Source organism: Glutamicibacter creatinolyticus, assembly GCF_006094275.1.
Classification (GTDB): Bacteria; Actinomycetota; Actinomycetes; order Actinomycetales; family Micrococcaceae; genus Glutamicibacter; species Glutamicibacter creatinolyticus.
On sequence record NZ_CP034412.1, the window covers coordinates 457,074 to 480,179 of the forward strand.

6 protein-coding genes, 1 tRNA gene, 5 rRNA genes and 2 pseudogenes are annotated in these 23,106 nt (G+C 62.6%); 12 read left to right on the top strand and 2 right to left on the bottom strand.

The window, feature by feature from the left end; genetic code table 11:
- Positions 1–362 precede the first annotated feature (362 nt).
- The 7 genes and pseudogenes from rlmB to nrfD all read left to right on the top strand — a co-directional run bounded on the left by rlmB (position 363) and on the right by nrfD (position 12,241).
- Positions 363–1,296, top strand: a pseudogene (rlmB, locus tag GcLGCM259_RS02185) (23S rRNA (guanosine(2251)-2'-O)-methyltransferase RlmB).
- A gap of 278 nt (positions 1,297–1,574) precedes the next feature.
- Positions 1,575–3,111 (top strand): 16S ribosomal RNA (locus GcLGCM259_RS02190).
- Positions 3,112–3,370: 259 nt separating this feature from the next.
- Positions 3,371–6,508, top strand: a 23S ribosomal RNA gene (locus GcLGCM259_RS02195).
- A 40-nt stretch (positions 6,509–6,548) separates the two neighbouring features.
- Positions 6,549–6,665, top strand: a 5S ribosomal RNA gene (gene rrf, locus GcLGCM259_RS02200).
- Together the 16S, 23S and 5S rRNA genes form the textbook arrangement of a ribosomal RNA operon.
- A gap of 170 nt (positions 6,666–6,835) precedes the next feature.
- A complete protein-coding gene (fdh, locus tag GcLGCM259_RS02210; RefSeq protein ID WP_246049693.1) occupies positions 6,836–10,171 on the top strand; it encodes a formate dehydrogenase in 3,336 nt (1,111 codons plus the stop codon).
- A gap of 1 nt (position 10,172) precedes the next feature.
- Positions 10,173–11,165: a 4Fe-4S dicluster domain-containing protein gene (locus tag GcLGCM259_RS02215; protein ID WP_138925632.1), complete on the top strand. Its 993-nt coding sequence runs from the start codon at positions 10,173–10,175 to the stop codon at positions 11,163–11,165.
- On the top strand, positions 11,162–12,241 hold the full coding sequence (gene nrfD, locus GcLGCM259_RS02220) for an NrfD/PsrC family molybdoenzyme membrane anchor subunit (protein ID WP_138925633.1): 1,080 nt from the start codon (positions 11,162–11,164) through the stop codon (positions 12,239–12,241). The genes GcLGCM259_RS02215 and nrfD overlap by 4 nt, the downstream gene beginning before the upstream one ends.
- Here nrfD and selD read toward each other — a convergent pair.
- A complete protein-coding gene (gene selD / locus GcLGCM259_RS02225; protein WP_138925634.1) occupies positions 12,238–13,257 on the bottom strand; it encodes a selenide, water dikinase SelD in 1,020 nt (339 codons plus the stop codon). The two genes, nrfD and selD, sit on opposite strands and share 4 nt — an antisense overlap.
- A gap of 232 nt (positions 13,258–13,489) precedes the next feature.
- Positions 13,490–14,685: pseudogene (locus GcLGCM259_RS02230) on the bottom strand (IS110 family RNA-guided transposase).
- A 321-nt stretch (positions 14,686–15,006) separates the two neighbouring features.
- On the opposite strand from GcLGCM259_RS02230, the gene GcLGCM259_RS02235 reads away from it, so the two are divergent.
- The 5 genes from GcLGCM259_RS02235 to GcLGCM259_RS02255 all read left to right on the top strand — a co-directional run bounded on the left by GcLGCM259_RS02235 (position 15,007) and on the right by GcLGCM259_RS02255 (position 23,106).
- Positions 15,007–15,101, top strand: a tRNA-Sec gene (locus GcLGCM259_RS02235).
- A 36-nt stretch (positions 15,102–15,137) separates the two neighbouring features.
- On the top strand, positions 15,138–16,469 hold the full coding sequence (gene selA, locus GcLGCM259_RS02240; RefSeq protein ID WP_138925635.1) for an L-seryl-tRNA(Sec) selenium transferase: 1,332 nt from the start codon (positions 15,138–15,140) through the stop codon (positions 16,467–16,469).
- Positions 16,470–16,471: 2 nt separating this feature from the next.
- Positions 16,472–18,259, top strand: coding sequence for a selenocysteine-specific translation elongation factor (selB, locus tag GcLGCM259_RS02245; RefSeq protein ID WP_138925636.1), 1,788 nt, complete (start codon positions 16,472–16,474; stop codon positions 18,257–18,259).
- Positions 18,260–18,420: 161 nt separating this feature from the next.
- Positions 18,421–19,957, top strand: a 16S ribosomal RNA gene (locus tag GcLGCM259_RS02250).
- Between the two features lie 11 nt (positions 19,958–19,968).
- A 23S ribosomal RNA gene (locus GcLGCM259_RS02255) occupies positions 19,969–23,106 on the top strand.

Consider the following 23,106-nt stretch of genomic DNA (forward strand, 5'->3'; position numbering starts at 1 on the left):
CCGACAAAGAGCGGGCCGGAGATATCCGGCCCGCTCTTTGCGCTCTCCCCGCATGCGAGACGTGGTTCACAACAACCGATTCGACGCTCTTCACGAGGGGCGGAGGCGAAAGCGGGGTGAAGATCCCCGAGAATCCGGGCGAGAAACGGGTGCAGGAAACCGCAGCAGAACGTTTTGCGTTCATCGAAATTTCGTGTAGAGTTAGTACCCGCGCCGCTCGAACAGAACGGTTTGAACCGAAGAAGTTTAGGCGCGAGACAAAATCACCGAGTTGACAAAGATCGGCCAAGTGGTAGGATTGAAAAGTTGCTCCGGAGCGAAGCGGCCAGCCAGATGATGGTGGTTCGTGGTGTCGGAAGCGCTTGTTGTTTAAACGGAAGAACAAGAAGGGCCCGACCAAGGGCAGCGGCGGCAAGGGGCGCAAGTCCCTGGAAGGCCGCGGGCCGACCCCCAAGGCCGAGGACCGGCCGTACCACAAGGCCTACCGCAGCAAGCAGCTGGCCGAACGCTCCCAGGCCAAGCGGTCCCACCACCCGCCGTCCGCGGGTGAACGCTGAGATGGTGACCGGACGCAACTCGGTGGTGGAGGCGTTGCGCGCCGGCATCCCGGCCAAGGCCCTGCACATTGCGGTGCGCATTGACGTTGATGACCGGGTGCGTGAATCCCTGAAGCTCGCCGCCGAACAGGGCATCCCGGTCATGGAAGCCAGCCGAGTGGAGCTGGATCGGATGACCGATGACGCCATCCACCAGGGCCTGGCCCTGCAGGTTCCGCCTTATGAGTACCAGGACGCGGTGGAACTGACCAGCAAGGTCGCCCGGGACTACGAGAAGGGCTACGAGCGCAACCTGCCGTTGTTCCTGGCCCTGGACGGAATCACCGACCCCCGCAACCTGGGTGCCATCATCCGTTCGGCCTCGGCCTTCAGCGCCCAGGCTGTCATTGTTCCCGAACGCCGCAGCGTGGGCGTCACCGCTTCGGCCTGGAAGACCAGCGCCGGCGCCGCCGTACGCGTGCCCGTCGCCAAGGCCAGCAACCTGACCAGTGCCCTGAAGGAGATGAAGGCCGCGGGTATCTTCGTCATCGGCCTGGACGCCGGGGGAGATGTCGAGCTTCCGAACCTGGAACTGGCCACCGAACCGCTGTGCATCGTGATCGGTTCCGAGGGCAAGGGACTGTCGCGACTGGTTCGTGAAACCTGCGACGCTATCGTCTCGATTCCGATCTCTTCGGCCATGGAGTCCCTGAACGCCTCGATGGCGGCGGGTATCGCACTCTACGAAGTGTCGAGTTGACAAAGATCGGCGATGTGGTAAGGTTGGAAAGTTGCTCCGGAGCGAAGCGGCCAGCCAGATGATGGTGGTTCGTGGTGTCGGAAGCGCTTGTTGTTTGAGAACTCAATAGTGTGCCAAGTTTGTTGATACCAAATTATTTTTGTTTGGTGAATACGAAACATTTTGCTTGATTGCCCGCACCCCCGTGTGTGGTGGTTGAGTGTTTTTTATTCGCCGGGATTGCATCATTGGCCACCGTGTGGTTCCGTGTGGTGGTTGGTGGTGTGCTTTTCTTGTTTTTTATGGAGAGTTTGATCCTGGCTCAGGATGAACGCTGGCGGCGTGCTTAACACATGCAAGTCGAACGATGATGCTGGTGCTTGCACTGGTGGATTAGTGGCGAACGGGTGAGTAACACGTGAGTAACCTGCCCCTGACTTCGGGATAAGCCCGGGAAACTGGGTCTAATACCGGATATGACTTCCTGCTGCATGGCAGGGGGTGGAAAGATTTATCGGTTGGGGATGGACTCGCGGCCTATCAGCTTGTTGGTGAGGTAATGGCTCACCAAGGCGACGACGGGTAGCCGGCCTGAGAGGGTGACCGGCCACACTGGGACTGAGACACGGCCCAGACTCCTACGGGAGGCAGCAGTGGGGAATATTGCACAATGGGCGAAAGCCTGATGCAGCGACGCCGCGTGAGGGATGACGGCCTTCGGGTTGTAAACCTCTTTCAGTAGGGAAGAAGCCCCTTTTGGGGGTGACGGTACTTGCAGAAGAAGCGCCGGCTAACTACGTGCCAGCAGCCGCGGTAATACGTAGGGCGCAAGCGTTATCCGGAATTATTGGGCGTAAAGAGCTCGTAGGCGGTTTGTCGCGTCTGCCGTGAAAGTCCGAGGCTCAACCTCGGATCTGCGGTGGGTACGGGCAGACTAGAGTGATGTAGGGGAGACTGGAATTCCTGGTGTAGCGGTGAAATGCGCAGATATCAGGAGGAACACCGATGGCGAAGGCAGGTCTCTGGGCATTTACTGACGCTGAGGAGCGAAAGCATGGGGAGCGAACAGGATTAGATACCCTGGTAGTCCATGCCGTAAACGTTGGGCACTAGGTGTGGGGGACATTCCACGTTTTCCGCGCCGTAGCTAACGCATTAAGTGCCCCGCCTGGGGAGTACGGCCGCAAGGCTAAAACTCAAAGGAATTGACGGGGGCCCGCACAAGCGGCGGAGCATGCGGATTAATTCGATGCAACGCGAAGAACCTTACCAAGGCTTGACATGTTCCAGACCGGGCCAGAGATGGTCTTTCCCCTTTTGGGGCTGGTTCACAGGTGGTGCATGGTTGTCGTCAGCTCGTGTCGTGAGATGTTGGGTTAAGTCCCGCAACGAGCGCAACCCTCGTTCCATGTTGCCAGCGGGTTATGCCGGGGACTCATGGGAGACTGCCGGGGTCAACTCGGAGGAAGGTGGGGATGACGTCAAATCATCATGCCCCTTATGTCTTGGGCTTCACGCATGCTACAATGGCCGGTACAATGGGTTGCGATACTGTGAGGTGGAGCTAATCCCTAAAAGCCGGTCTCAGTTCGGATTGGGGTCTGCAACTCGACCCCATGAAGTCGGAGTCGCTAGTAATCGCAGATCAGCAACGCTGCGGTGAATACGTTCCCGGGCCTTGTACACACCGCCCGTCAAGTCACGAAAGTTGGTAACACCCGAAGCCGATGGCCTAACCACCTTGTGTGGGGGGAGTCGTCGAAGGTGGGACTGGCGATTGGGACTAAGTCGTAACAAGGTAGCCGTACCGGAAGGTGCGGCTGGATCACCTCCTTTCTAAGGAGCTAACCATTATTGGTTGCCCGTTGCCGCCACGAGTGTTGGTGGGCGGGTTGCTCATGGGTGGAATATCAATGAACTTGCGGCTGGTGTGTGGGTGTGTGGTGTGGGGGTGTGGGGTTGTTGTTTGGGAACTGTATAGTGAACGCGAGCATCTTGAAATGACAGGTGCCTGCCGCATTTTGTGTGTGTGGGTGTTTGTTGTTTTGTGATTTTGTTGATTGTTTTGTTGCTCATGTATTTGAGTTGTTTTGTGTTGAAAGTTTTTAAGGGCGCACGGTGGATGCCTTGGCATCAGGAGCCGATGAAGGACGTGGGAATCTGCGATAAGCCTGGTGGAGTCGATAACCGGACGTTGAGGCCAGGATTTCCGAATGGGGAAACCCGGCACCATGTTATGTGGTGTGACCCGTGGCTGAATGTATAGGCCATGTGGGGGGAACGCGGGGAAGTGAAACATCTCAGTACCCGCAGGAAAAGAAAACAATAGTGATTCCGTTAGTAGTGGCGAGCGAACGCGGATGGGGCTAAACCGGTAGGTGTGTGATAGCGGATAGGCGTTGCATCTTCGGGGTTGTGGGGTCCATATGTGCCAGTTCTATTCGGCTGGCGGGATGAGGTGCAGGCGTATAGGTGAATCGGTTGGAATGCCGGACCAGAGAGGGTGATAGTCCCGTAGTTATCATGCGTGCTGCCGTCCTAGTGTGGGTGCCCGAGTAGCACGGGGCTCGAGGAATCCCGTGTGAATCTGCCAGGACCACCTGGTAAGCCTGAATACTACCTGATGACCGATAGTGAATCAGTACCGTGAGGGAATGGTGAAAAGTACCCCGGGAGGGGAGTGAAATAGTACCTGAAACCGTGTGCTTACAAACCGTTAGAGCAGGGCTTTGTGTTCTGTGATGGCGTGCCTTTTGAAGAATGAGCCTGCGAGTTAGTGCTGTGTCGCGAGGTTAACCCGTGTGGGGTAGTCGTAGCGAAAGCGAGTCTGAATAGGGCGTTTGAGTGGCACGGTCTAGACCCGAAGCGAAGTGATCTACCCATGGCCAGGTTGAAGCGCGTGTAAGAGCGTGTGGAGGACCGAACCCACTTCAGTTGAAAATGGAGGGGATGAGCTGTGGGTAGGGGTGAAAGGCCAATCAAACTTCGTGATAGCTGGTTCTCCCCGAAATGCATTTAGGTGCAGCGTTGCGTGTTTCTTACTGGAGGTAGAGCTACTGGATAGGCGATGGGCCCTACAAGGTTACTGACCTTAGCCAAACTCCGAATGCCGGTAAGTTAGAGCGCAGCAGTGAGACTGTGGGGGATAAGCTTCATAGTCGAGAGGGAAACAGCCCAGAACGCCAACTAAGGCCCCTAAGCGTGTGCTAAGTGGAAAAGGATGTGGAGTTGCTGTGACAACCAGGAGGTTGGCTTAGAAGCAGCCACCCTTGAAAGAGTGCGTAATAGCTCACTGGTCAAGTGATTCCGCGCCGATAATGTAGCGGGGCTCAAGCACACCGCCGAAGTTGCGTCATTCAAACATGTCATTGGCTTTTGTGGTCCAGTGGTTTGGATGGGTAGGGGAGCGTCGTGTGGCCGGTGAAGTCGCGGTGGAAACCAGCGGTGGAGGCTACGCGAGTGAGAATGCAGGCATGAGTAGCGAATGACGGGTGAGAAACCCGTCCGCCGAATGATCAAGGGTTCCAGGGTCAAGTTAATCTGCCCTGGGTTAGTCGGGACCTAAGGCGAGGCCGACAGGCGTAGTCGATGGACAACGGGTTGATATTCCCGTACCGGCGAAGGACCGCCCATACTGAGCATCTGATGCTAACCACCTGCCGCCATGACGTGCTGCCTCCTTTGGGGGGTGGTTGTGGTTGGTGGCTGGGAACCGAGGGTGTGAGGTCAGCGTGTTAACAGGTGTGACGCAGGAAGGTAGCCGAGCCAGGCAATGGAATTGACCTGGTCCAAGGGTGTAGGGTGTTTCGTTGGCAAATCCGCGGAACGTGTGCCTGAGACCTGATAGGCGCCCACTTTGGTGGGTGATTCGGTGATCCTATGCTGCCTAGAAAAGCATCGGCGTGAGGTCCCAGTCCGCCCGTACCCTAAACCGACACAGGTGATCTGGTAGAGAATACCGAGGCGATCGAGAGAATCATGGTTAAGGAACTCGGCAAAATGCCCCCGTAACTTCGGAAGAAGGGGGGCCTGCCTCGTGAGGGAAACTTGCTTTCCTGAGCGGGTGTGGGCCGCAGAGACCAGGGGGAAGCGACTGTTTACTAAAAACACAGGTCCGTGCGAAGTCGCAAGACGATGTATACGGACTGACTCCTGCCCGGTGCTGGAAGGTTAAGAGGACCTGTTAGACCCCTTTGGGGTCGAAGCGGAGAATTTAAGCCCCAGTAAACGGCGGTGGTAACTATAACCATCCTAAGGTAGCGAAATTCCTTGTCGGGTAAGTTCCGACCTGCACGAATGGAGTAACGACTTCCCCGCTGTCTCAACCATGAACTCGGCGAAATTGCAGTACGAGTAAAGATGCTCGTTACGCGCAGCAGGACGGAAAGACCCCGAGACCTTTACTATAGTTTGGTATTGGTGTTCGGTGCAGCTTGTGTAGGATAGGTGGGAGACTGTGAAGCCTGGACGCTAGTTCGGGTGGAGTCATCGTTGAAATACCACTCTGGCTGTACCGGTCACCTAACTTCGGACCATGATCTGGTTCAGGGACAGTGCCTGATGGGTAGTTTAACTGGGGCGGTTGCCTCCTAAAGAGTAACGGAGGCGCCCAAAGGTTCCCTCAGCCTGGTTGGCAATCAGGTGTTGAGTGTAAGTGCACAAGGGAGCTTGACTGTGAGAGTGACAGCTCGAGCAGGGACGAAAGTCGGGACTAGTGATCCGGCGGCACCGTGTGGAAGGGCCGTCGCTCAACGGATAAAAGGTACCTCGGGGATAACAGGCTGATCTTGCCCAAGAGTCCATATCGACGGCATGGTTTGGCACCTCGATGTCGGCTCGTCGCATCCTGGGGCTGGAGTAGGTCCCAAGGGTTGGGCTGTTCGCCCATTAAAGCGGTACGCGAGCTGGGTTTAGAACGTCGTGAGACAGTTCGGTCCCTATCCGCTGCGCGCGTTGGAAATTTGAGAAGGGCTGTCCTTAGTACGAGAGGACCGGGACGGACGAACCTCTGGTGTGTCAGTTGTACTGCCAAGTGCATCGCTGATTAGCTACGTTTGGAAGGGATAACCGCTGAAAGCATCTAAGCGGGAAGCCTGCTTCGAGATGAGATTTCCATGCACTTTTTGTGTGAGAGGCCCCCAGCTAGACCACTGGGTTGATAGGCAGGATGTGGAAGCAAGGACTAAAGACTTGTGTAGCTGACCTGTACTAATAGGCCGATGACTTATCAACACACAACAAAACTACCAGGGGTGTGGGTGTTTCAGTGCTGTTACGGCGGTCATAGCGTGGGGGAAACGCCCGGTCCCATACCGAACCCGGAAGCTAAGGCCCACTGCGCCGATGGTACTGCACTCGTGAGGGTGTGGGAGAGTAGGACACCGCCGGACTTAATTTGATGAAGGGTTTGAGGCTCTAACCAGTGATGGTTGGAGCCTCACCTGTTTAAGCCGTGGGGCTTTAGCCGGCCGCCACACCTACGACTACACGACTTTCCGTAAGCTGGACATCAGCCCAAAGCTCCTTGCCGCATTTTTGTGATCTCGGTTATGGTGGACGCATGTCAGGGTTTAGCTTCTTGAATTGGCCGGTCGTACGGCAATTCCGATCGAGCGATCCGCTCGGTCGCGGCGAAGCCGTCATGTCCCAGCGGACCAAAGAGATCACTCCACGCACTTCCACTGCAGATCGAGTAGTACAAAGCGTCTGCCCGTATTGCGCCGTTGGGTGCGGCCAGAAGGTCTTCGTCAAGGACGAGAAAGTCGTGCAGATTGAAGGCGACCCCGACTCCCCAATTTCCCGCGGTCGGCTCTGTCCCAAGGGTTCGGCCAGCGAACAGCTGGTCAACGCCCCCGGGCGGCAGACCAAGGTCCTCTACCGGCCTGCCTACGCGAGCGACTGGCAGGAACTGGAATTGGACACCGCCATTGACATGGTGGCCGAACGCTTCCTCGAAGCCCGACGCAACCACTGGCAGGAGACCGACGAGCAGGGCCGGGCCTTGCGCCGCACCATGGGCATCGCAGGCCTGGGTGGCGCCACCCTCGACAATGAGGAAAACTACCTCATCAAGAAACTATTTACCGCTGCCGGCGCAGTGCAGCTGGAGAACCAGGCCCGTATTTGACACTCCGCCACCGTTCCCAGTTTGGGAACCTCATTTGGGCGGGGAGGCGCCACTCAAACACTCCAGGACATGGCCAATGCGGACTGCATTGTCATTCAGGGCTCGAACATGGCCGAATGCCACCCGGTGGGCTACCAGTGGGTCGCTGAAGCCAAGGCCCGGGGTGCGAAGGTCATCCACGTTGACCCGCGTTTCACCCGGACCAGTGCCGTGGCCGACAAGCACATCGCAATCCGTGCCGGATCCGACATTGTGTTGCTGGGCGCACTGATCAACTATGTGATCTGCAACGACCTGTGGTTCAAGGAGTATGTTCAGGCGTACACCAACGCCGCCACCTTGGTCAGCGAGGAGTTCCAGGACACCGAAGACCTGAACGGCCTGTTCTCGGGTTTCGACCCGGACACCGGACAGTACGACATGTCCTCCTGGGCCTACCAGCGCAAGGGATCCGATGACGGGGACGGCCAGGATGGCTGCAACGACCATGAGCATGGGGCCGACACCTCCCAGCGCGCCGTGGGGCACAGCCACGGTAGTGGGGGACCGACGCTGGAACGCCCCGAATTTGAGCAGGATCCGACGCTGCAGCACCCGCGCAGTGTGTTCCAGATCCTCAAGCGGCACTATGCGCGCTACACCCCGCAGATGGTGGAGGAAACCTGCGGCATCAGTGCCGAGGACTTCGAATACCTGGCCCGCTCGGTCACCGAGAATTCCGGCCGGGACCGCACCACCTGCTTTGCCTATGCCGTGGGATGGACCCAGCACTCCTCGGGAGCCCAGTTCATCCGCACCTCCTCGATCCTGCAGCTGCTGCTGGGGAACATGGGCCGGCCCGGCGGCGGGATCATGGCGCTGCGCGGTCACGCCAGCATCCAGGGTTCCACGGACATCCCGACCCTGTTCAACCTGCTGCCCGGGTACCTGCCGATGCCCAGCGCCGAACTGCAGAACCTGGACGAATACCTGGACAGCATCTCCTCCCCGGGCCAGAAGGGGTACTGGGCCAACGCCGACGCCTACACGGTCAGCCTGCTCAAGGCCTGGTGGGGCGAGGCCGCCACCGAGGAGAACGACTGGGGCTACGGCTACCTGCCGCGCATCAACGGACCCCACGGCACCTACCAGACCGTGATGAGCATGCTCGATGACGAGGTGGACGGGTACTTCATCTTTGGGCAGAACCCGGCCGTCGGCTCCGCCCACGGACGGATGCAGCGGATGGGGATGTCCCACCTGAAGTGGCTGGTGGTGCGCGACTTGAGCCTGATCGAATCCGCAACCTGGTGGAAGGACGGGCCGGAGATCGCCTCGGGCGAGCTGAAGACCGAGGAGATCGGAACCGAGGTGTTCTTCCTGCCCGCGGCCACCCACGTGGAAAAGGCCGGCAGCTTCACCCAGACGCAGCGGCTGTTGCAGTGGCGGCACCAGGCGATCGCCCCGCCCGGCCAGGCGCAAAGCGAACTGGACTTCTTCTACCAGCTCGGCACACGCATCCGCGAGAAGTTGGCCGGGTCCACTGACGAACGTGACCGGCCGCTACTGGATCTGACCTGGGACTACCCGGGGCAAAACGAGGAGCCGGATCCGGAGGCGGTGCTTGCCGAGATCAACGGCCGGCACCTGAGCGGGCCGCAGGCGGGTGAACCGCTTCAGACCTACACCCAGATGCGCGCCGATGGCACGACCTCGGGAGGTTGCTGGATCTACACCGGGGTCTACGCCGACGGGGTCAACCATGCCGCGGACCGCACCCCGGGCGACCAGCAGAACGAGCTGGCCCCGGAGTGGGGCTGGGCCTGGCCGGCGAACCGGCGCATCCTGTACAACCGGGCCTCGGCCGACCCCGAAGGCAAGCCATGGAGTGAACGCAAGAAGATCATCTGGTGGGATGAGCAGCAGCAGCGCTGGACCGGGCAGGACGTCCCGGACTTCCCGGTGGACCGCGCCCCGGGCAGCCGCCCGGACCCGACGATCGGCGGGCCCGCCGCGCTGGCCGGTGACGACCCGTTCATCATGCAGTCCGACGGCAAGGGCTGGCTGTTTGCGCCCAAGGGCATGGTCGACGGTCCGCTGCCCACCCACTACGAACCGCAGGAATCCCCGGTCGCCAATCCGCTGTACCGCCAGCAGCAGAACCCGGCCCGGCTGGTCTACCCACGCGATGACAACCTCAGCGCGCCCAGCGCCGGCGCCCCGGGGTCCGAGGTGTACCCCTTCGTGTTCACCACCTACCGGCTGACCGAGCACCATACGGCCGGCGGGATGAGCCGTTGGCTGCCCTACCTCTCCGAGCTGCAGCCGGAGATGTTCTGCGAAATTTCCCCGCAGCTGGCCGCCGAACGCGGACTGGAGCCGTACGGCTGGGCCACGATCATTTCCCCGCGTTCGGCCATCGAGGCCCGGGTGCTGGTCACCGAGCGGGTCAAGCCGCTGAACGTTTCCGGTCAGGTCATCCACCAGATCGGACTGCCCTACCACTGGGGTGTGGGCAGTGATTCAGTGGTCAGCGGGGACGCGGCCAACGACCTGCTGGGAGTCACCCTGGACCCGAACGTGCAGATCCAGGAATCCAAGGCCGGCTCCTGCGACATCATCCCGGGCCGCCGTCCGCGCGGACCGGCCTTGCTGGCGCTGATCGCCGAATACCAGCAGCGCGCCGGGGCCACGGCACAGACCGGCAGCGAGAAGGTCACCGGTGCGCCGCCCGAGCAGGCGCCAAAGACCGGGGCCGAGCACGGCAACGACACGACGAGGGAAGGCTAATGTGAACCACCTGACCGAATCACCGCAGCACACCCGGCACAGCGGTTACCCGCGCAAGGGGTTCTTCACCGACACCTCGATCTGCATCGGCTGCAAGGCCTGCGAGGTGGCGTGCAAGGAGTGGAACCGCAATCCGGCCGATTCGCAATACGAGCTGCTGGAATCCTCCTATGACAACACCGGGGAACTGGGCGCGGACACCTGGCGGCACGTGGCGTTCGTCGAGCAGAACCGCGAACACATTGAAGCGGCCCGCGAGTCCGGGCGGGCGTTGGTCAGCCTGGGCATGCCGGGAGTCGGCCCGCCCGGCGGCAACGGGCAGAACCTGCAGGGGGTGGACACCACCCCACCGGACACCCCGGACTTCCGCTGGCTGATGTCCTCGGACGTGTGCAAGCACTGCACGAACGCCGGATGCCTGGATGTGTGTCCCACCGGGGCGCTGTTCCGCACCGAACACGGCACCGTGGTGGTGCAGGATGACATCTGCAACGGGTGCGGCACCTGCGTGGCCGGCTGCCCGTTCGGGGTGATCGAGCGGCGCAGCGACGGGGTGGTGGACACCAAGAGCGAACGGGACTTCACCCCCGGGGAACAGGCCGGCACCCACAACGTGGGCGTGGCCCAAAAGTGCACGCTGTGCTATGACCGGATCATTGACGGGCAGACCCCAGCCTGCGCCCAGGCCTGCCCGACCACCTCCATCAAGTACGGCACCCGTGAGGACATGGTGGACACCGCCCGCACCCGGGTCGCCGAACTGCACGCACAGGGGCTGACCGAGGCCCGGCTGTACGGGGCGAACAGCCAGGACGGGGTGGGCGGCACCGGTTCGGTGTTCCTGCTGCTGGATGAGCCCGAGGTCTACGGGCTGCCGCCGGACCCACGGGTTCCGACCGCCGACCTGCCGCAGATGTTCAAGCGGGCCGGGCTGGCCGCGGCCGGGATGCTGGCCGGGGCGGCCGCCGCGTTTGTGCTGGGAGGACGCCGATGACGGTCTCGGATTTCGACAGCTACCGGCCCCCCGAGCCCGAACGCCGCAAACGCCGTGGCGGCAAGCGGCGACGCGCCGGCGCCGGTGGGCGCGGCGAGGTGCCGGTGGTGCCCGAGGCCACGTTCGCCTCCTACTACGGCCAGCCGGTGATCAAGCCGCCGCCGTGGGGCAGCCCGATCGCCATCTACCTGTTTTTGGGTGGGGTGGCCGGAGGTTCGGCGCTGCTGGGGGTCGGGGCCCAGCTCAGTGGCCGGCGCGAGCTGTGCCGCAACAGCCGGCTCGCCGCGTTCGGCGCGATCGGGGCCGGCAGCGTGGCGCTGATCGCGGATTTGGGGCGGCCCGAACGCTTCCTGCACATGCTGCGCACCATCAAGCCCAGCTCCCCGATGAGCCTGGGCTCCTGGATCCTGACCGCATTCAGCGCCGCAGCCGGGGTGGCGGCCGCCGCCGAGGTGGACCGGATGAGCGCGGTCCGGCTGCCGCTGGGGCCGCTGCGCCGCGTGCTGCAGGCCCTGGAGGCACCGGCCGGGGTGGGCGCCGGGGTGCTGGCCACTCCGTTGGCCGCCTACACCGCGGTGCTGCTCTCGGACACCGCGAACCCCACCTGGAACGCGGCACGGCAGGACCTGCCGTTCGTGTTCGTCAGCTCCGCTAGCCTGGCCGCCGGGGGACTGGGCATGCTCACCACCGCGCCGGAGCACGCCGGCCCGGCACGCGCGCTGGCCGCCATGGGGGCGGCCGGGGAACTGGTTGCCACCCGGGTGATGAAACGCAACATGGATCCGGTGGCCGCCGAGCCGCTGGAGCTGGACGGGCCGGGCCGGCTGCTCAAATGGAGCGAACGGCTGACCATTGCCGGTGGGGTGGGCGCCGCGGTGGCCGGGCGCAGCCGCTGGCTGGCTACGGGCTCCGGAGCCGCACTGCTGGCGGCTTCGGCGTTGACCCGCTTCGGGGTGCTGCGTGCCGGGCTGGCCGCGGCCCAGGACCCGCGCTACACGATCGAACCGCAAAAGCGCCGGCTCGCCGCCCGCCGTAAGGCCGGCATCGTGCACGATTCGATCACCACCGCCGGCTAGCGGATCTCAATTCCGCTGCCGGGCACGGTATGCCCAATCACCGGGTAGCCGGGCAGCTGCCCGACCACCAGCAGGCCGCCGGAGGTTTGCGCATCGGCCAACAGCAGCAGGTCCTGCTCGCTCACCCCGGCCCCGGCGCGCAGGTGCGGGCGCACCCAGTCCAGGTTGCGGCGGGTTCCGCCGGAGATGTAGCCGTCGCGCAGCGCCTCCGCGGCACCCTCCACCAGCGGCACCGCGGCGCGGTCAATGACGGCCCCCACCCCGGAGGCCCGGCACATCTTGAACAGGTGTCCCAGCAGCCCAAAGCCGGTGATGTCGGTGGCGGCGCGGGCCCCGCTAAGCACCGCGGCCTGGGAGGCGTCCCGGTTCAACTGCACCATGGTGGCGATGGCCTGCTCGAAGACCTCCCCGGTCTGCTTGTGGCGGTTGTTCAGCAGCCCGAGCCCGATGGGTTTGGTCAGGGTCAGCGGCAGCCCGGCCACCGCGGCGTCGTTGCGCAGCAGCTTCTCGGGTTCGGCGATGCCGGTGACCGCCATCCCATACTTCGGCTCCGGGTCATCCACCGAATGCCCGCCGGTGACCGGGCATCCGGCCTCCCCGGCCACGTCCAGCCCGCCGCGCAGCACCTCGGTGAGCAGCTCCATGGGCAGCACGTCGCGCGGCCAGCCCACCAGGTTGATCGCGCTGACCGGTCGGCCGCCCATCGCGTAGATGTCCGAGATCGCGTTCGCGGCGGCGATGCGCCCCCAGTCGTAGGGGTCGTCAACGACCGGGGTGAAGAAATCCGCGGTGGAGAGCACCGCCAGATCCGGGTGCACCAGTACCGCCGAGGCGTCATCCCCGCCGTCCAGGCCCACCAGCACATTCGGGTGCCCCTGTCCGACCAGGCCGGACAGCGCGTCCTCCAGCTCGCCGGGCGGGATCTTGCAGGCGCAGCCGCCGCCGTGGGCGTAGCCGGTCAGCCGCACCTGATCCGCGTGCGGGGCTCCGTTGTGCAGGGTGGTGTTCTTCTCCATGACGTGTTCCGGGATTGGCCCGGCGGCAGCCGGCCGCCGCAACCCCGTGTTCCCCTTCCCATCCAGGTGTTGGTTCGTGCGCCCATTGCCCCGCGACCGGTGCGCCCTGCGGTGGCACATCGATGCGGGAGGTCATGAGCTCCATCACATCGTGGCACATATCCCGGACTCCCGCGCGAAATGATGGCCGGATGTGAAGCAGGCTGCCAGGGGGGTGCCCCTATGTTCAAAGTCAAGCAATTTTCAGCTCTGGAACATCATAAAGTGACCCATCCCGGATCATCGCGAACAGCACCGTCAGCCGGCGGTGAGCCAAGGCGATGAGCGCCTGATTATGCCGTTTGCCTTGGCCTCGTTTCCGGTCATAGTAGTCACGGCTGGTCGGGTCGGAGCGGATGGAGGCGAATGCCGAGAGGAACAAGGCTCGCTTCAATCGTTTGTTGCCTGAGTGGCTTACGCGCTCGGATTTGATCGAGGTGCCCGATTGCCTCGTCGTTGGTGCCAGACCAGCATAAGAGGCCATGGCCGCGGCGCTGTCGAAGGTCTTGCCGGAGGTCTCGGCGATGAAGACCCGGCAGTCCTGACGGCGACCCCTGGCATGGAAGTCAGGACCGGGTAAAGAGGGTGGGCCTCCACCATGGATTCAAGATGGGAAGCCACATCTGTCCGCTGGGCATGCAAGGCGATCAGTTGTCGGGCCAGGTGCGGGATGACTAGTCCCGCAGCCTCGGTACCGACGACGGTGACGGTTTGTTCGTCCAAAGCGTCCAAGATCGCGGCGGCCCAGGCGGTGTGGCGGCGGGCTCCGTGCTTCTTCAGCTTCGCATCAATCCTGGCTTTGCCAGCATGCTTCAATGCTGCTGGGGTGGGCCAGGCGGCGAGCACTTCCAAGATCGCGTCGTAGTCCAGCCGGGCACCGATCAGACGCTCCAGGGGCGGGTGGATCTGGGTGAACAACCCGCGGATCCGGTTGCTTGTCTGGGTGATCTGGCGCGCCAGGTCCAGGTCGAAACCGGTGAGCATTCCCAGCGCGGCTTCTTCCTTGTCGGAGACGTGGAGGCTGCGTAGCGTGTGCGGCATGGTGCGGGCCGCGTCGGCGATGATGAATGCGTCCTTTTCATCGGTCTTAGCCGTCCCAGGATACATATCAGCGATGCGGCGCATCGTCAGGCCCGGCAGGTAGGCCACCATGATGCCTAGATGTTGGGCCACCGCAACCGCCAGTGCGCCGATGGTGGCTGGCTGGTCCACGACGACCAGGACAGTGCCCTTGGCGCGGAGGTCTTGGTACACCTTGGTGAGTTTCGCTTCGTCGTTGGGCAGGGTTCTGTTCCAGATCTTTGTTCCGTCTTTGGTGACGGCGCAGGCCCAATGGTCGGTCTTGCCGACGTCGAGGCCGAGGAAGATCTGGATGTCGTCGGTTTTCATGAGGCTGGCTCCTTTGCGCATGGTTCCTCATTTGGTCGGCCAACCGCAGGTAGCAAAGTCTTACATCCACGTTATGACAGGCGTCCGTTTTCTGGCGCCGCGCCCCTAATTAGCAATCACCTCGCTGCCATCCCAGCCTCGGTGGCAACACCCCCCGGATCATTGGTTAGACAGGGGCAAGACACCATGCCGAGGCTGGTCGGCCGACAGTCCCTATGATCCTCTTTTAGGGGCTGTCAACAACATAACGGGCGGGGCGGGAATGAACAGCAGGCTGAGTGCCAGCGCCGCCGGACCACGGAGCGGTGTTAGCATGATCACGGAGGCGTCCGGGTCCTGGTGGGCCCCCCGGTCTTCAAAACCGGTGAGACCGAGCATCTCGGTCTGGCGGGTTCGATTCCCGTCCGCTTCCGCCAACAGCCAACGCTCCACAGACTTTTGGAAGGGGGCCCGTGGGCACCACCGACCCGCGCCGACTCATCCCGCGCACCGACCGGTTGCTGGCCCACGAGCCGATCCGCCGCGCCGAGCAGCGCCTGGGCCCGAATCTGGTGCGCGGCATCATCCGCCAGGTGCAGGGCCAAGCCCGGGCCGGGGACCTGGCCCCCGAAGAGGTGGAAGACCAGGTGGTCGCGGCGCTGGCCCGGCACCGGCCCACCAGCCTGCGCCCGGTGCTCAACGCCACCGGCATCATCGTGCACACCAACCTGGGCCGCGCGCCGCTCTCCGCCTCCGCCCGTGAGGCGCTGGTGACGGCGGCGGGCTATGTGGACGTGGAAATGGACCTGGCCTCCGGGCGGCGCTCAAAGCGCGGCACCGGCACCGTGCAGGCCCTGTTGCGCGCGTGCCCGGCCGCGCAGGACGCGCTGGTTGTGAACAACGGGGCCGCGGCGCTGCTGCTGGCCACCACCGTGCTGGCCGGTGCCGGTGAGGTGATCATCAGCCGTGGTGAGCTGGTGGAGATCGGGGCCGGGTTCCGGCTGCCTGAGCTGATCCAGTCCACCGGGACCACGCTGCGCGAGGTGGGGGCCACCAACCGCACCCACCTGCAGGACTACGCCGCCGCCGCGGCCTCCGGGCCGGGCGGGTGCCTGTTGAAGGTGCATCCCAGCAACTTCTGGATCGGCGGGTTCACCAGCGGGGTGTCGGTGGCCGAACTGCGTCCGCTGGCCGATGAACACCACCTGCCGCTGGTGGTGGACCTGGGCAGTGGGCTGCTGGAGCCCGATGCGGCGCTGCCGGAGGAACCGGACATCGCCGGGGCGCTGCGGGCCGGGGCCGACGTGGTGATCGCCAGCGGGGACAAGCTGCTTGGCGGCCCCCAGGCCGGGGTGCTGCTGGGTCGCGCCGAGGTGATCTCCCGCCTGGCCCGCCACCCGTTGGCCCGGGCGCTGCGGGCGGACAAGCTGCTGCTCGCGGCCCTGGAAGCCAGCCTGGACGCCGAACCCACACCGGTGCACGCGGCCCTGCACGCCGACCCTGACCGGCTGCGCGAACGCACCGAGGCCCTGGCCCGGGCCGTGGGCGGGGACGTGGTGGAACACGACGGCCGGGTCGGCGGCGGGGGAGCGCCCGGGGTGCCGCTACCCGGCTGGGCGCTGCGTTTGCCCGAACAGCTGGCCGCCGCACTGCGCACCGGTGACCCGGCGGTGCTGCCCCGGGTGCACCAGGGCGCGTGCCTGTTGGATCTGCGCTGCATCCCGCAGTCCGAGGACCAGCACCTGGCCGCGGCGGTGCGTGCCGCCCTGGCCGCCCACACGGCCGCGAACGGCCGGGGAGGCTAGCGATGTTCGTGGTGGCCACCGCCGGGCACGTGGATCACGGCAAAAGCACGCTGGTGCGGGCGCTGACCGGCATGGAACCGGACCGCTGGGCGGAGGAGCGCCGCCGCGGGCTGACCATTGACCTGGGCTTCGCCTGGACGCAGCTGCCCTCCGGGAGGGAGGTCGCGTTCGTGGACGTGCCCGGGCACGAACGCTTACTGGGCAACATGGTGGCCGGGCTCGGCCCGGTGCCCGCCGTGTGCTTCGTGGTCGCCGCCGACGAGGGCTGGCGGGAGCAGTCCGCGGACCACCGGGACGTGCTGCAGGCCCTGGGCATCGAGCACGGGCTGGTGGTGCTTACCCGCACCGACCGTGCCGGCGCGCCGCTTCAGACGGTGATCGACCAGGTGCGTGCCGAACTGCGCGGGACCGGGCTGGCGGAGGCAAAGATCCTCCCGGTCTGCGCACCCACCGGGGCCGGGCTGCCCCAGCTGCGCACCGCGCTGGACAGGCTGCTGGATTCCCTGCCCCACCCGCAGCCCGAGGCCCGGGTGCGGCTGTGGATCGACCGCTCATTCAGCATCAGCGGCGCCGGGACCGTGGTCACCGGCACGCTGCAGGCCGGGCAGCTGGCCAGCGGCGACAAACTCGTGCTGGCGGGGGAAAATGGCGAACACCAGGTCACCGTGCGCGCGGTGCACAGCCGCAACCGGGAGGTGGACGCGGTGGGCGCCACGAACCGGGTGGCTCTGAACCTGCGCTCCGGCCTCCGCGCCGAGCAGGTGCACCGCGGGGATGTGCTGCTCACCCCGGGCGCCTGGGATTTGGTGGACACCGTGGATGTGCGGCGCACCATGGGCGCGGACCTCACCACCGCGCCCGAAGAGGTGCAGCTGCACCTGGGCACGGTGAGCCTGGGCTGCCGGCTGCGGCCGCTGGATGCCGGGCACGCCCGGCTGATCCTGGCCCGGGCGCTGCCGCTGCAGCTGGGGGACCGGCTGGTGCTGCGCACCACCGGCAGCCGCTCCGTGTTCGCCGGCGCCCAGGTGCTGGACGTGGACCCTCCGGCCCTGCAGCGGCGGGGCGCCGCCGCGCGGCGCGCAGCGCAGCTGGCCGGGATGGAGCCGGACGGGGACGCGGCGCTGGAAGTGGCCCGGCGCGGTGCCGTGCGCCGCAGCGCCCTGCAACGCATGGGGGTGCGCGCAGTGCAAGCCGTACCCGACGGGGTGCTGCAGCAAGGCCAATGGTGGTTGCACGCCCCGGTGTTCGACGCCTGGCAGCGCCGCCTGCGCGCCGCCGTACAGCAGCTGCTCCAGGATGACCCGCTGGCGCCCGGGCTCTCGCGTGGGGCGGCGGAAAACCTGCTGGGGGAGGCCGGAGCGCAGCTGCTGCAGCAGGTGATCGACGCCGCCGGGCTGCAGCACCGGGCCGGATTCATCACCCTGCCCGGGCATCCAGCGGACCTGGGGCCGGCCGAACCCGGGATCCAGGCGGTGGAGCGCGCCCTGGCGGCAACCCCCTTCGCCGCACCGGAGGCCCGCGAGCTTCAGGCCTTGGGCCTGGGTCCCCGCGAACTGGCGGCCGCGGAACGCACCGGCCGGCTGCTGCGGCTTGGCGAGGGCATCGTACTGCTGCCGCTGGCCCCGGCCCAGGCCATGCGCACGCTCGCGACCCTGCCCCAGCCCTTCACCACCAGCCAGGCCAGGCAGGCTTTGGACACCACCCGGCGGGTGGCCATCCCGCTGCTGGAATACCTGGATAGACGTGGGTGGACGCGCCGGCTGGATTCCGGGCACCGTACCCTCGCCTAGCCAGGGACCGGATGCGAGACCCGCTGCGGGTGTAGCGCAGTTCACGTGCCCCGGGCGGGCCGTGAAATGGACAGGGCCAAACCCTCTTTGATATGTTTATCTGGTTGTCGCGATCGCGATGAACACCGAAACTTCCCGCGGGCAACCGCGAGGGCTAGTTTTTTATGGAGAGTTTGATCCTGGCTCAGGATGAACGCTGGCGGCGTGCTTAACACATGCAAGTCGAACGATGATGCTGGTGCTTGCACTGGTGGATTAGTGGCGAACGGGTGAGTAACACGTGAGTAACCTGCCCCTGACTTCGGGATAAGCCCGGGAAACTGGGTCTAATACCGGATATGACTTCCTGCTGCATGGCAGGGGGTGGAAAGATTTATCGGTTGGGGATGGACTCGCGGCCTATCAGCTTGTTGGTGAGGTAATGGCTCACCAAGGCGACGACGGGTAGCCGGCCTGAGAGGGTGACCGGCCACACTGGGACTGAGACACGGCCCAGACTCCTACGGGAGGCAGCAGTGGGGAATATTGCACAATGGGCGAAAGCCTGATGCAGCGACGCCGCGTGAGGGATGACGGCCTTCGGGTTGTAAACCTCTTTCAGTAGGGAAGAAGCCCCTTTTGGGGGTGACGGTACTTGCAGAAGAAGCGCCGGCTAACTACGTGCCAGCAGCCGCGGTAATACGTAGGGCGCAAGCGTTATCCGGAATTATTGGGCGTAAAGAGCTCGTAGGCGGTTTGTCGCGTCTGCCGTGAAAGTCCGAGGCTCAACCTCGGATCTGCGGTGGGTACGGGCAGACTAGAGTGATGTAGGGGAGACTGGAATTCCTGGTGTAGCGGTGAAATGCGCAGATATCAGGAGGAACACCGATGGCGAAGGCAGGTCTCTGGGCATTTACTGACGCTGAGGAGCGAAAGCATGGGGAGCGAACAGGATTAGATACCCTGGTAGTCCATGCCGTAAACGTTGGGCACTAGGTGTGGGGGACATTCCACGTTTTCCGCGCCGTAGCTAACGCATTAAGTGCCCCGCCTGGGGAGTACGGCCGCAAGGCTAAAACTCAAAGGAATTGACGGGGGCCCGCACAAGCGGCGGAGCATGCGGATTAATTCGATGCAACGCGAAGAACCTTACCAAGGCTTGACATGTTCCAGACCGGGCCAGAGATGGTCTTTCCCCTTTTGGGGCTGGTTCACAGGTGGTGCATGGTTGTCGTCAGCTCGTGTCGTGAGATGTTGGGTTAAGTCCCGCAACGAGCGCAACCCTCGTTCCATGTTGCCAGCGGGTTATGCCGGGGACTCATGGGAGACTGCCGGGGTCAACTCGGAGGAAGGTGGGGATGACGTCAAATCATCATGCCCCTTATGTCTTGGGCTTCACGCATGCTACAATGGCCGGTACAATGGGTTGCGATACTGTGAGGTGGAGCTAATCCCTAAAAGCCGGTCTCAGTTCGGATTGGGGTCTGCAACTCGACCCCATGAAGTCGGAGTCGCTAGTAATCGCAGATCAGCAACGCTGCGGTGAATACGTTCCCGGGCCTTGTACACACCGCCCGTCAAGTCACGAAAGTTGGTAACACCCGAAGCCGATGGCCTAACCACCTTGTGTGGGGGGAGTCGTCGAAGGTGGGACTGGCGATTGGGACTAAGTCGTAACAAGGTAGCCGTACCGGAAGGTGCGGCTGGATCACCTCCTTTCTAGTTTTGTGTTGAAAGTTTTTAAGGGCGCACGGTGGATGCCTTGGCATCAGGAGCCGATGAAGGACGTGGGAATCTGCGATAAGCCTGGTGGAGTCGATAACCGGACGTTGAGGCCAGGATTTCCGAATGGGGAAACCCGGCACCATGTTATGTGGTGTGACCCGTGGCTGAATGTATAGGCCATGTGGGGGGAACGCGGGGAAGTGAAACATCTCAGTACCCGCAGGAAAAGAAAACAATAGTGATTCCGTTAGTAGTGGCGAGCGAACGCGGATGGGGCTAAACCGGTAGGTGTGTGATAGCGGATAGGCGTTGCATCTTCGGGGTTGTGGGGTCCATATGTGCCAGTTCTATTCGGCTGGCGGGATGAGGTGCAGGCGTATAGGTGAATCGGTTGGAATGCCGGACCAGAGAGGGTGATAGTCCCGTAGTTATCATGCGTGCTGCCGTCCTAGTGTGGGTGCCCGAGTAGCACGGGGCTCGAGGAATCCCGTGTGAATCTGCCAGGACCACCTGGTAAGCCTGAATACTACCTGATGACCGATAGTGAATCAGTACCGTGAGGGAATGGTGAAAAGTACCCCGGGAGGGGAGTGAAATAGTACCTGAAACCGTGTGCTTACAAACCGTTAGAGCAGGGCTTTGTGTTCTGTGATGGCGTGCCTTTTGAAGAATGAGCCTGCGAGTTAGTGCTGTGTCGCGAGGTTAACCCGTGTGGGGTAGTCGTAGCGAAAGCGAGTCTGAATAGGGCGTTTGAGTGGCACGGTCTAGACCCGAAGCGAAGTGATCTACCCATGGCCAGGTTGAAGCGCGTGTAAGAGCGTGTGGAGGACCGAACCCACTTCAGTTGAAAATGGAGGGGATGAGCTGTGGGTAGGGGTGAAAGGCCAATCAAACTTCGTGATAGCTGGTTCTCCCCGAAATGCATTTAGGTGCAGCGTTGCGTGTTTCTTACTGGAGGTAGAGCTACTGGATAGGCGATGGGCCCTACAAGGTTACTGACCTTAGCCAAACTCCGAATGCCGGTAAGTTAGAGCGCAGCAGTGAGACTGTGGGGGATAAGCTTCATAGTCGAGAGGGAAACAGCCCAGAACGCCAACTAAGGCCCCTAAGCGTGTGCTAAGTGGAAAAGGATGTGGAGTTGCTGTGACAACCAGGAGGTTGGCTTAGAAGCAGCCACCCTTGAAAGAGTGCGTAATAGCTCACTGGTCAAGTGATTCCGCGCCGATAATGTAGCGGGGCTCAAGCACACCGCCGAAGTTGCGTCATTCAAACATGTCATTGGCTTTTGTGGTCCAGTGGTTTGGATGGGTAGGGGAGCGTCGTGTGGCCGGTGAAGTCGCGGTGGAAACCAGCGGTGGAGGCTACGCGAGTGAGAATGCAGGCATGAGTAGCGAATGACGGGTGAGAAACCCGTCCGCCGAATGATCAAGGGTTCCAGGGTCAAGTTAATCTGCCCTGGGTTAGTCGGGACCTAAGGCGAGGCCGACAGGCGTAGTCGATGGACAACGGGTTGATATTCCCGTACCGGCGAAGGACCGCCCATACTGAGCATCTGATGCTAACCACCTGCCGCCATGACGTGCTGCCTCCTTTGGGGGGTGGTTGTGGTTGGTGGCTGGGAACCGAGGGTGTGAGGTCAGCGTGTTAACAGGTGTGACGCAGGAAGGTAGCCGAGCCAGGCAATGGAATTGACCTGGTCCAAGGGTGTAGGGTGTTTCGTTGGCAAATCCGCGGAACGTGTGCCTGAGACCTGATAGGCGCCCACTTTGGTGGGTGATTCGGTGATCCTATGCTGCCTAGAAAAGCATCGGCGTGAGGTCCCAGTCCGCCCGTACCCTAAACCGACACAGGTGATCTGGTAGAGAATACCGAGGCGATCGAGAGAATCATGGTTAAGGAACTCGGCAAAATGCCCCCGTAACTTCGGAAGAAGGGGGGCCTGCCTCGTGAGGGAAACTTGCTTTCCTGAGCGGGTGTGGGCCGCAGAGACCAGGGGGAAGCGACTGTTTACTAAAAACACAGGTCCGTGCGAAGTCGCAAGACGATGTATACGGACTGACTCCTGCCCGGTGCTGGAAGGTTAAGAGGACCTGTTAGACCCCTTTGGGGTCGAAGCGGAGAATTTAAGCCCCAGTAAACGGCGGTGGTAACTATAACCATCCTAAGGTAGCGAAATTCCTTGTCGGGTAAGTTCCGACCTGCACGAATGGAGTAACGACTTCCCCGCTGTCTCAACCATGAACTCGGCGAAATTGCAGTACGAGTAAAGATGCTCGTTACGCGCAGCAGGACGGAAAGACCCCGAGACCTTTACTATAGTTTGGTATTGGTGTTCGGTGCAGCTTGTGTAGGATAGGTGGGAGACTGTGAAGCCTGGACGCTAGTTCGGGTGGAGTCATCGTTGAAATACCACTCTGGCTGTACCGGTCACCTAACTTCGGACCATGATCTGGTTCAGGGACAGTGCCTGATGGGTAGTTTAACTGGGGCGGTTGCCTCCTAAAGAGTAACGGAGGCGCCCAAAGGTTCCCTCAGCCTGGTTGGCAATCAGGTGTTGAGTGTAAGTGCACAAGGGAGCTTGACTGTGAGAGTGACAGCTCGAGCAGGGACGAAAGTCGGGACTAGTGATCCGGCGGCACCGTGTGGAAGGGCCGTCGCTCAACGGATAAAAGGTACCTCGGGGATAACAGGCTGATCTTGCCCAAGAGTCCATATCGACGGCATGGTTTGGCACCTCGATGTCGGCTCGTCGCATCCTGGGGCTGGAGTAGGTCCCAAGGGTTGGGCTGTTCGCCCATTAAAGCGGTACGCGAGCTGGGTTTAGAACGTCGTGAGACAGTTCGGTCCCTATCCGCTGCGCGCGTTGGAAATTTGAGAAGGGCTGTCCTTAGTACGAGAGGACCGGGACGGACGAACCTCTGGTGTGTCAGTTGTACTGCCAAGTGCATCGCTGATTAGCTACGTTTGGAAGGGATAACCGCTGAAAGCATCTAAGCGGGAAGCCTGCTTCGAGATGAGATTTCCATGCACTTTTTGTGTGAGAGGCCCCCAGCTAGACCACTGGGTTGATAGGCAGGATGTGGAAGCAAGGACTAAAGACTTGTGTAGCTGACCTGTACTAATAGGCCGATGACTTATCAACA

Excerpts from the sequence above, each read along its gene's own strand:
- selD (WP_138925634.1), bottom strand. The coding sequence starts at position 13,257 with ATGGAGAAGAACACCACCCTGCACAACGGAGCCCCGCACGCGGATCAG.
- selB (WP_138925636.1), top strand. The coding sequence starts at position 16,472 with ATGTTCGTGGTGGCCACCGCCGGGCACGTGGATCACGGCAAAAGCACG.
- nrfD (WP_138925633.1), top strand. The coding sequence starts at position 11,162 with ATGACGGTCTCGGATTTCGACAGCTACCGGCCCCCCGAGCCCGAACGC.